The 10,773-nt window shown below is 29.2% G+C and carries 7 protein-coding genes; 4 read left to right on the plus strand and 3 right to left on the minus strand.

The window, feature by feature from the left end; genetic code table 11:
• Positions 1 to 2 precede the first annotated feature (2 nt).
• The 3 genes from uvrC to HMPREF0202_RS06450 all read right to left on the minus strand — a co-directional run bounded on the left by uvrC (position 3) and on the right by HMPREF0202_RS06450 (position 3,141).
• On the minus strand, positions 3 to 1,769 hold the full coding sequence (gene uvrC / locus HMPREF0202_RS06440) for an excinuclease ABC subunit UvrC (protein WP_040406656.1): 1,767 nt from the start codon (positions 1,767 to 1,769) through the stop codon (positions 3 to 5).
• A gap of 9 nt (positions 1,770 to 1,778) precedes the next feature.
• Positions 1,779 to 2,648 carry an RNase adapter RapZ gene (gene rapZ / locus HMPREF0202_RS06445; RefSeq protein ID WP_023050176.1) on the minus strand — a complete coding sequence of 290 codons (870 nt, stop codon included), beginning with the start codon at positions 2,646 to 2,648 and terminating at the stop codon, positions 1,779 to 1,781.
• A 109-nt stretch (positions 2,649 to 2,757) separates the two neighbouring features.
• Positions 2,758 to 3,141 carry a GrdX family protein gene (locus tag HMPREF0202_RS06450; protein WP_023050177.1) on the minus strand — a complete coding sequence of 128 codons (384 nt, stop codon included), beginning with the start codon at positions 3,139 to 3,141 and terminating at the stop codon, positions 2,758 to 2,760.
• Positions 3,142 to 3,288: 147 nt separating this feature from the next.
• Here HMPREF0202_RS06450 and HMPREF0202_RS06455 point away from each other — a divergent pair, with 147 nt between their 5' ends.
• From HMPREF0202_RS06455 to HMPREF0202_RS06470, 4 genes are all read left to right on the plus strand, one after another.
• The gene (locus HMPREF0202_RS06455; protein ID WP_023050178.1) at positions 3,289 to 3,471 is read left to right on the plus strand and encodes a hypothetical protein; all 183 of its coding nucleotides are present in this window, start codon (positions 3,289 to 3,291) and stop codon (positions 3,469 to 3,471) included.
• 9 nt (positions 3,472 to 3,480) lie between these two features.
• The gene (locus HMPREF0202_RS06460) at positions 3,481 to 4,533 is read left to right on the plus strand and encodes a carbamoyl phosphate synthase small subunit (protein ID WP_023050179.1); all 1,053 of its coding nucleotides are present in this window, start codon (positions 3,481 to 3,483) and stop codon (positions 4,531 to 4,533) included.
• Positions 4,534 to 4,573: 40 nt separating this feature from the next.
• The gene (carB, locus tag HMPREF0202_RS06465) at positions 4,574 to 7,780 is read left to right on the plus strand and encodes a carbamoyl-phosphate synthase large subunit (RefSeq protein ID WP_023050180.1); all 3,207 of its coding nucleotides are present in this window, start codon (positions 4,574 to 4,576) and stop codon (positions 7,778 to 7,780) included.
• Positions 7,781 to 8,041: 261 nt separating this feature from the next.
• The gene (locus tag HMPREF0202_RS06470) at positions 8,042 to 10,648 is read left to right on the plus strand and encodes a cation-translocating P-type ATPase (protein ID WP_023050181.1); all 2,607 of its coding nucleotides are present in this window, start codon (positions 8,042 to 8,044) and stop codon (positions 10,646 to 10,648) included.
• Positions 10,649 to 10,773 lie beyond the last annotated feature (125 nt).

The raw sequence follows: 10,773 nt of genomic DNA on the forward strand, positions 1-10,773 counted from the left end.
TATTAAATCATCTCCTTTATTTTTAAGGCTAGGTGTTTTGGAATTATTTCTTCAAGTTCACCTAAAGTAGCATTTTTTATTTGTTTAACAGATCCAAAAGTTTTTAAGAGAAGTTCTTTTCTCTTAGGACCAATTCCAGGTATGTTATCTAGTTCGCTAGAGATAACTCTTTTGTTTCTAAGTAATCTATGGTAAGTAACCCCAAATCTATGAGCTTCGTCTCGAACTCTTTGTAAGATTTTTAATGCTTCATCACTTTTTGAAAATATATATGGTGTATTTTCTGTATATTTATAAATTTCCTCTTCTTTTTTTGCGATACTCAGAAGTTCAGATACTCCATCCCTACCAATTCCTTTTAAAATTTCACCAACAGCATTAATCTGCCCAAGACCACCATCAATTAAAATAATATCAGGAAATTCATCAATAGGAAGTTTACTATATCTTCTTTCAATAACTTCTCTCATCATTTGAAAATCGTCAGGAGTATCTTTAGTTGTAATTTTGAATTTTCTATAAAACTTCTTAGCTTTACGTCCTTCTACAGAGACACTCATTGAAGCTACAGCATCTTTACCTTGAATATTAGAAATATCAAAACATTCGATTTTAAATGGAAATCTTTTTAACTTTAATTTTATATAAAGATCATTTAATCCTTTTTCAACAATCGATTTTTTATTGTAGAAATTATCAGTATCTTTTTTTAAATTAAGTAATCCCATATCTAATAACTCTTTTCTTCTAGATTTAATTTTAGGAAAGAAGAAAAAGAGTTTTTTATTAAAAACATTTTGAAATAAGGTATTAATTTTATCTTGAAAATTTTCTAAATTTTCTTGGAAAATAATATTTTTGGGAATAGGAAATTTCGAGTAATAAATCATAAGAATCTCTTCTAAAATATCATCATAAAATTTATGCTCTAAATTAATTACATGGAAGTTTTTACCTAAAATTTTTCCATCTCGAATATTTAAAACACATAAAAAAATCTTATTATCCTCAAGATTAAATGTAAAGATATCTTCGTCAATAGAGTTATTGGCATCGCTTATTTGAGTTTGAATATTTGTTTCAATCTCTTTTCTTTGTTCCCTAAGAAAAATAGCTTTTTCAAACTCCATATTTTCAGCAGCATGAGTCATTTGAGTTTGAAGTTTTTCTAAAATAGCTTTAGTATTTCCCTTTAAAATTTCTTTTATATCTTTTATATTTTCTTGGTATTGAGAGACGATAGATTTATTTACACAAGGACCACTGCAAAGTTTCATATAAAATTTTAAGCAAGGTCGAGGATAAATTCTTTCCATATCTCTATTACAATCTCTAATTTGATAAAATTTTGAAAGAGTTTTTTTTAAATTCCATGCACCATAAGGATATGGACCAAAATAATCACCTAAATTAAGATTCAATTTTTTAGTAGTTCTAACGATAGATATTTTAGGAAAATTTTCATTTGTAATTAACAAATAAGGATAAGTTTTTTCATCTTTTAAACTAATATTATATTTGGGAGAATATTTTTTTATCAGATTATTTTCTAAAATTAGAGCGTCGATTTCTGTATTACAGATTATAAAATCTAAGTCATCAATATGTTTGACAAGCTCTTTAGTTTTTTCATCTTGGTGATCTCTATTAAAATAAGAGGAAACCCTTTTAGATAAATTTTTAGCTTTACCAACATATATAACTTTAGAGTTATTTTTCATCAAGTAAACTCCAGGATTGTCTGGAATCTCTTTATTAAAAATAGTCATCATATTATCTTACCAATTTCCTCTCTCATTTTCTCTATGAATAGAAAAAATGTTAACTTCACTAATATTTTTTAAATCTTTTTCAAGTTTTCTAACAAATGAAACAGATCTATGTTTTCCACCACTACAGCCAATTCCTATTGTTAAGTGTCTTTTTTCATCCTTTATATAACCTGGAATTAAAAAAGTGATTAAATCTAAAATTTTATCATAAAGAATTCTTGAGGTTTCAAAACTCATAACATAATCATAAACCTCATCATTTAATCCAGTTTTTTCTCTTAGTTCTTCTAAGTAATATGGATTTGGAAGAGTTCTAACATCAAAAATCATATCAGCGTCAATGGGAACTCCATGTTTAAAACCAAATGATTGTAAATGAATATTTAAAAGAATATTTTTTGAAAAAGATGCTACAGCAAGTTCAATTTTTCTAGAAAGTTCTTTAGCGCTTAAAAAGCTAGTATCTATAATAAGATTAGCTTTATCTTTAATATCTTCCATAAGAAAAATTTCGTCCTCGATACTTTGTAAAAGTGTTTCTTTTGTTAGAGGATGTTTTCTTCGAGTTAAATTGTATCTATTTAAAATAGATTGTGTAGATGCTTCTAAAAAGATTATTTTATAATCGATATTTAAATTATCAATTTCGTTAAAAAAAGTATTGAAATCATTTTCGTTGATAATTGTTCTAATATCTAAACCTAAAGCAATTCGCTTTACGCCGTTATCTTTAGTAGAATTTTTTAAATCTTTTAAAATTACTCCTGCAAATCGAAACGGAATATTGTCCATTGTAAAAAAACCTAAATCTTCTAAAGTTTTTAAACCAGTGGACTTTCCAGAGCCGCTAAGTCCAGTTAAAATAATTAGCTCCATGATATATTTCCTCCAAATATGTTTTACTTTATTATACAATAATAAAGACTAAAATTATATAAAAAAATAAAAAATGGATAGGGCTTAATCCTATCCAAAATAGCGTAATTTAAAGTAAACTAATTTTTGTGATACTATCTCTAATTAAGTTTAAATCAACAAATCTGAACTCTTCTAAAGAGATTTCATCTTGAGCTTCTTTAGGTGTAAAATTAACTTTTTTAATAATATCTAAAACACCAACAATTATTTTAATAGAGTGAGTATTATCCTCAATTTGTTTATCTGTTATTAAAATTGACTTAAAAGGATTATCTAGATTTTCTAAATTATATAAAATAGGATCACTTAATAATCTATGTCCTTCTAAACATTTTTGTTCAATAAAATTCAGAACTTTCTCAATGTTATATCCTTCTAAATAAACTACATTATCTGTTTCTTTGAAAAAATTGAAAACTTTATTATTGTTGGTAACGATTTTATAATCCATAAAAAACCTCCCGTTTTATGTGTATGATTTTTCAGTAGTAATATTACAACGTAAACCATAATATATCAAGAGTAAAAAAATAAAAATTGACAACTTTTTAAAATTAGTATATACTCTTTCTCAGAGCAAAAAAAAGGAGGATGGAATATGGTTTTTAAAAATGGCACAAAAATTAAGAAAAAAAAGAAAAACTATTTGTCGTTTTTAAATTTATTTATTTCATTTATTAATAATTTATTTATGTTTTTAAATTTATTAGTTTTTAATTTTAATATTTATATAGATAAGGAATATGATTTTCATATTCCTTTTTTTATGCAAAAAATTTAGGAGGTTTAGATGAAGGGGAAGTTAATTCTTGAAAACGGAATGAGTTTTGATGGAAAAATTTTTGGAGAATTAGGTGAAAGCGTTGGAGAGCTTGTATTTAATACAGGAATGACAGGGTACCAAGAGTTACTTACGGATCCATCATATTATGGTCAAATTGTTGTTATGACTTATCCAATGGTTGGAAACTATGGAATAAACTTAGAGGATATGGAATCTAGCGGAATAAAGTTAAAAGGATTTATAATTAAAGAGGACGCAAAGCTTCCAAATAACTTTAGATGTGAAATGACATTAGATGGATTTTTAAGACAATATAATGTAGTTGGATTTAAAGGTGTAGATACAAGACATCTAACTAAAATAATAAGAGAACAAGGAGCAATGAAAGCTCTAATAACTTCAAAAGATTTAACTCAAAAAGAGATAGACGAGCATTTTGCAAAATTTAATAATAGTGACGCTGTAGAAAAAGTTAGTACAAAAGAGATTTATGAGATTCCTGGACCTGGAAAAAGAATAGGAGTAATAGATTTCGGTGTTAAGAGAAATATATTAAGATCATTTGAAAAAAGAGGAGTTCATCAAATTGTATTTCCTTGGAATGTAACTGCAGAAGAGTTATTATCACATGATTTAGATGCAGTATTTTTATCAAATGGACCAGGAGATCCAGCAGAATTAACTGGAGTAATAAACGAAATAAAAAAATTAGTTGGAAAATTACCTATTGTTGGAATATGTTTAGGGCATCAGTTATTAGCTTGGGCACTAGGTGGAACAACAACAAAGTTAAAGTATGGACATAGAGGATGTAATCATCCAGTTAAAGATTTAGAAAAAAATAGAATATTTATAACATCACAAAATCATGGTTATGTTGTAGATAAAGTACCTGAATCAATGAAAGTAACACATATAAATTTAAATGATAACTCTATCGAAGGAATGAGAAGTGAAGAGCATAGAATTTTATGTGTACAGTATCACCCAGAAGCATGGCCAGGACCAGCTGATTCAGAATATCTGTTTGATGATTTTTTAAAAGTAATAGAGGGATAATTTTTGAGGTTATTTAAGTAGAGTTTGTAGGAGGCGTATAATGTTAGATAAATCGATAAAAAAGACACTGGTAATAGGATCGGGACCAATTATAATAGGACAAGCAGCAGAGTTTGATTATTCAGGAACTCAAGCATGTGAAACTTTAAAAAAAGAGGGGATAGAAGTTGTATTAATAAACTCTAACCCAGCAACAATAATGACAGATAAGGCAGTTGCAGACAAAATATATATAGAGCCAATTACAGCAGAATTTGTGGAAAAAGTAATTGCAAAAGAAAGACCAGATTCTATCTTAGCTGGAATGGGTGGGCAAACAGCTCTAAACATGGCAGTTGAATTAAATGATAAAGGAATACTTGAAAAGTATAATGTAAGAGTAATAGGAACATCTATTGAATCTATAAAAAGAGGAGAAGATAGAGAACTATTTAGAGAGGCTATGGATAAAATTGGAGAGCCTACAATAGAGAGTAAAATAGTTGAAACTTTAGAAGATGGGTTTAAAGTTGCAAGAGAGATTGGATATCCAGTTGTTGTAAGACCAGCGTATACTCTAGGGGGAACAGGAGGGGGAATTGCTGATAACCCTCAAGAGTTAGAAGACATTTTATTAAAAGGATTAAAGCTATCAAGAGTTGGACAAGTACTAATTGAAAAATCAATCTTAGGATGGAAAGAGGTTGAATACGAAGTAATCAGAGATAAAGATGGAAACTGTATAACTGTTTGTAATATGGAGAATATAGATCCAGTTGGTATCCATACAGGAGACTCTATAGTTGTTGCACCATCTCAAACACTTTCAGATAGAGAGTATCAAATGCTAAGAACATCAGCATTGAAAATAATAAATGAAATAGGTGTAGTTGGAGGTTGTAACGTTCAGTTCGCTCTTCATCCGAAATCATTTGAATATGCAATTATTGAAATAAATCCAAGAGTTTCTAGATCATCTGCGTTAGCTTCAAAGGCTACAGGATATCCTATAGCAAGAGTTGCAACAAGATTATCTTTAGGATATACATTAGATGAAGTTGTAAATGAAGTAACTGGAAAAACTTTTGCATGTTTTGAACCAGCATTGGATTATATAGTAGTAAAAATTCCAAAGTGGCCATTTGATAAATTTAAGAAGGCTAATAAAAGACTAGGTACGAAAATGATGGCAACTGGAGAGGTTATGGCTATTGGAAATAACTTTGAAGCTGCATTTTTAAAAGGACTAAGATCATTAGAGATTGGAAGATATAATTTAGAGCATCCTGTGGTAGAGAAAATGACTATGGAAGAATTAAAAGAGATAGTTGTAAGACCAGATGATGAAAGAATTTTCGTTGTTGCTGAGATGTTAAGAAGAGGATATGTAAAGGAAAAGTTACAGAAATTAACTGGAATAGATAAGTTCTTTATGGAAAAATTAGAGTGGCTTGTAAAGCAAGAAGAGTTAATGAAAAAGATGGAGCTTAAAGATTTAGATGAAAAATTCTTAAAAAATGCTAAGAAAAAAGGATTCTCAGATAAAGGAATAGCTCAGTTGCTAAATGTAACAGAACAAGATATCGCTAGAAAAAGAAGAGATTATGGAATTAAACCAGTTTATAAAATGGTTGATACATGTGCAGGAGAGTTTGCTGCGGATTCATCATACTTTTATTCAACATATGATCAATTTGATGAAGTTGATGTAACAGATAAAAAGAAAGTTATAGTAATAGGATCTGGTCCAATAAGAATAGGGCAAGGAATAGAGTTTGACTACTGTACAGTTCACTCAATAAAAACTTTAAGAAATATGGGAATAGAGAGTATTATTATAAATAACAATCCAGAAACAGTATCTACAGACTTCTCAACTGCAGATAGACTTTACTTTGAACCATTAGTAACAGAGGATGTTATGAATATCATTGATAAGGAAAAACCAGCAGGAGTAATCATTCAATTTGGAGGTCAAACAGCAATAAAATTAGCTAATGACTTAAGAGATAGAGGGGTTACAATACTTGGAACTTCAGCAGAGATGGTTGATGCTGCAGAAGATAGAGAAAAGTTTGAAGATATAATGGAAAAATTAGATATAAAAAGACCAAAAGGTAAAGCTGTATGGGACGTTGAGCTTGGAAAGAAAATAGCAGCAGAAGTACAGTATCCAGTTTTAGTAAGACCTTCATATGTTCTAGGTGGACAAGGAATGGAGATTTGTCACGATGAATACAATCTTGTAAATTATCTAAAAGCTTCGTTTGAAAGAGATCCTGAAAATCCAGTTTTAATAGATAAATATTTAAATGGAATTGAAGTAGAAGTAGATGCAATATGTGACGGTGAAGATATTTTAATACCAGGAGTTATGGAGCATTTAGAAAGAGCTGGAATACATTCGGGAGATTCAATAACAATATATCCTCCACAAAATTTATATGAGGGGACAGAAAAGAAAATTGAAGAGATTACAAGAAAAATTGCAAAAGAATTAAAAATAAAAGGTATGATGAATATCCAGTTTATAGCATACGAAAATGAATTATATGTAATTGAGGTAAACCCTAGATCATCAAGAACAGTACCTTATATAGCAAAAATATCTGGAGTTCCAGTAATTGATATAGCAACAAAAGTAATAATGGGAGAAAAACTTCAAAACTTAGGATTTGGAACTGGTATTTATAAAAAGCCATCTGTAGTTGCAGTTAAAGTTCCGGTATTCTCAACAGAGAAATTATCAGGAGTTGAAGTTTCATTAGGACCTGAGATGAAATCTACAGGAGAAGTTTTAGGAGTTGGACATACAGCAGATGAAGCTATATTTAAAGGTCTTTTAGGTGGTGGAAGAGTTCAAAATGTAAGAAATAGAAAAGTTCTTTTAACAATAAGAGATAAGGACAAAGATGAATTTTTACCAGTTGCAAAATCACTTAAAAGCTTAGGGTGTCAACTGTTTGCAACAGAGGGAACTCAAAAGTATTTAGCAGAAAAAGGAATTGAAGCAACAGCAGTAAGAAAAATAAATGAAGAATCACCAAATATTTTAGATTTATTAAAAAATAGAGAAGTAGATTTATTAATAAATACTCCAACTAAGGCAAATGATGCTCAAAGAGATGGATTTAAAATAAGAAGAACAGCTATTGAATATGGGGTAGAGGTATTAACTTCGATAGATACTTTAAATGCAATAATAAAAGTTCAAGAGTTAAATGTTGATAAGATGGACTTAGATGTATTTGATATAGCACAAATATAAAAAAAGTTGACAAATATAAAAAAAAAGTATAAACTTCATTAAGTAATATTAAAGATAAAGATATACTCAAAGGGAGTAGTCAAAAGTATAGTGTCAACATCTCGATTTGAAAAAATCTGGTACTATACGCCTAAAAAAGGTGACAAGACTTTTAGTGTAGGTTTTAACCTACACTGAAAGTCTTTTTTTATTTTTGAAAAATGAAAATATCTATTAAGTCGGTAAATAATTAAAAATATAAAATTATATGGAGGGAAATCTATGAAGGATTTTTATTCGAAAAGTAAAGAGGAGTTGTTAGGGTATTTTGACACTTCTGAACTAGGATTGAAAAAAGAGAATTTAGAAAAACTAAAGGAGGAGTATGGAGAAAATGTACTAAACAGTAAAGAAAAGAAAACTGCAATAGCGATTTTCTTAGAGCAATTTAAGGATTTTTTAGTAATAATTTTATTAGTTGCAGCAGCAATTTCATTTATTTCTGGAAATAAAGAAAGTACAATAGTAATTTTAGCAGTAATTATAATGAACTCAGTTTTAGGTACTGTTCAACATTTAAAAGCAGAGAAATCGTTGGAGAGTTTAAAGAAAATGTCTTCTCCTAAAGCTAAAGTTATAAGAGACGGTCAAAAGCAAGAGATAAACTCATCAGAATTGCTTCCTGGAGACATAGTTTTAATAGAAGCTGGGGATGTTGTTCCTAGTGATGGTAGAGTCTTAGAAACTCATTCTTTAATGGTAAATGAGAGTTCATTAACAGGAGAGTCTGAAAGTGTAGAGAAAATATCTCAAACTATAGATACAACCGGCCTAACAGTAGGAGATCAAAAAAATATGGTTTTTTCAGGAAGTTTAGTAACTTATGGAAGAGCAAAGATTTTAGTAACAACGATAGGAATGAAGACAGAGTTAGGAAAAATTGCATCTTTGTTGGATGAAACTGAGGATGCAATGACACCATTACAAAAGTCATTGGAGAAATTTGGAAAAAAATTATCAATTGCTATAATAGTGTTATGTATAGTTGTATTTTTTATGAGTGTAGCTAGAGGAATAAATATATTAGATTCATTAATGTTTGCTGTAGCTTTAGCAGTAGCTGCAATTCCAGAAGCTTTAGGATCTATAGTAACAATAGTTTTAGCAATTGGGACTCAAAAGATGGCTAAAGAGAATGCTATTATAAAAAAGCTTCACTCAGTAGAATCTCTAGGATGTGTTTCTGTAATTTGTTCTGACAAAACAGGAACATTAACACAAAACAAGATGACAGTTCAACATCTTTATGTAGATGGTAAAGTGGTAGAATCTGAAAAAATTGATTTAAATTCAAAAATTGAGATTGGACTTTTAAGAAGTGCTATATTATGTAGTGATGCAGTAAATAACAATGGACAAGAGATTGGTGATCCAACTGAAGTTGCTCTAGTGAATGTAGGACATAAATATAACTTAGCAGAAGTTGAAATTAGAAATAAATATCCTAGATTGAAAGAGTTACCATTTGATTCAGATAGAAAAATGATGAGTACTTTAAACGAGATTGAAGGAAAAACTTATTTAATAACTAAAGGTGCTCCAGATGTTGTTGTAGAAAAAGCTAAATATATATTGAGAGAGGATGGAAATATTGAAAAAATATCAGATTCTGATATAGAAAATATTAAAAAAGCAAATATAAATTTTGCAGAGCATGGTTTAAGAGTTTTAGCTTTTGCAATGAAAGAGATTGAAATAGTAAGGGATTTAGAATTTTCAGATGAAGATAGTTTTATCTTTATAGGGTTGATTAGTATGATTGATCCTCCAAGAGAAGAGTCGAAAGAAGCAGTAAAAAATTGTATAAGAGCTGGAATAAAACCAGTTATGATAACAGGAGATTATAAAGTTACAGCTAAGGCTATTGCAAAAGAGATAGGTATATATAAAGATGGAGATGAAACTTTAAACGGTGTTGAAATTGAAAAAATGAGTGATGAAGAGCTTATGAAGCATGTAGAAAGAATATCTGTTTATGCAAGAGTTTCACCAGAACATAAAATTAGAATTGTTTCAGCATGGCAAAAATTAGGGAAAATTTGTGCTATGACAGGGGATGGAGTGAATGATGCTCCAGCACTTAAGAAGGCAGATGTAGGAATAGCTATGGGGATAACAGGAACAGAAGTTTCGAAAGATGCAGCATCAATGATACTTACTGATGATAACTTCTCTACAATAATAAAATCAGTTGTAACTGGAAGAAATTTATACGCGAATATAAAAAATTCAATAAGATTTTTATTGTCTGGAAATACAGCTGGAATTTTAGCGGTATTTTATGCTTCTTTAATGGGATTACCTGTAATATTTGCACCAGTACACCTTTTATTTATAAATTTATTGACAGATAGTTTACCAGCAATTGCTATAGGAATGGAGCCTTCTCATGGAGATGTGTTAGATGAAAAACCAAGAGAAGCTAATGCTCCTTTACTAGATAAGAAATTATCAGGAAGAATTTTAATGGAAGGGATGTTAATTGCAATTGTAACAATGGTTGCATTTTATTTAGGATATGCAAAAGGAGATGTTGGTTTAGGAAGTACAATGGCATTTTCAACACTATGTTTAGGAAGATTATTCCACGGGTTTAATTGTAGAGGAAACGGTTCTGTAATAAAATTAGGAGTAATAAAAAATATGTTTAGTATATACGCATTTTTATTAGGAGCAGCATTACTATATATGGTTTTATTAGTTCCGTCATTCCATGAAATGTTTGCAGTATCTGATTTAAGTGTAATGAATTTTGGAGAAATGACAGTGTTAGCATTTATACCAACATTAATAATTCAAGTATTAAAATATATAAAGTATGATAGATAAAAAAAGCTGCTTTAAGCAGCTTTTTTTAATACCAATTATACAGAAAAAATAAAGTAAAAAAAAACACTCTTATTAAGAGTGTAAAGTTTCAAATGGTGCCTAGAAAAGGATTCGAACCTTCGACC

The organism is Cetobacterium somerae ATCC BAA-474 (assembly GCF_000479045.1).
Classification (GTDB): domain Bacteria; phylum Fusobacteriota; class Fusobacteriia; order Fusobacteriales; family Fusobacteriaceae; genus Cetobacterium_A; species Cetobacterium_A somerae.

Bases quoted from the DNA above. Each gene is read 5' to 3' on its own strand.
- uvrC (WP_040406656.1), bottom strand. From the start codon at position 1,769: ATGACTATTTTTAATAAAGAGATTCCAGACAATCCTGGAGTTTACTTG.
- rapZ (WP_023050176.1), bottom strand. From the start codon at position 2,648: ATGGAGCTAATTATTTTAACTGGACTTAGCGGCTCTGGAAAGTCCACT.
- HMPREF0202_RS06450 (WP_023050177.1), bottom strand. From the start codon at position 3,141: ATGGATTATAAAATCGTTACCAACAATAATAAAGTTTTCAATTTTTTC.
- HMPREF0202_RS06455 (WP_023050178.1), top strand. From the start codon at position 3,289: ATGGTTTTTAAAAATGGCACAAAAATTAAGAAAAAAAAGAAAAACTAT.
- HMPREF0202_RS06460 (WP_023050179.1), top strand. From the start codon at position 3,481: ATGAAGGGGAAGTTAATTCTTGAAAACGGAATGAGTTTTGATGGAAAA.
- carB (WP_023050180.1), top strand. From the start codon at position 4,574: ATGTTAGATAAATCGATAAAAAAGACACTGGTAATAGGATCGGGACCA.
- HMPREF0202_RS06470 (WP_023050181.1), top strand. From the start codon at position 8,042: ATGAAGGATTTTTATTCGAAAAGTAAAGAGGAGTTGTTAGGGTATTTT.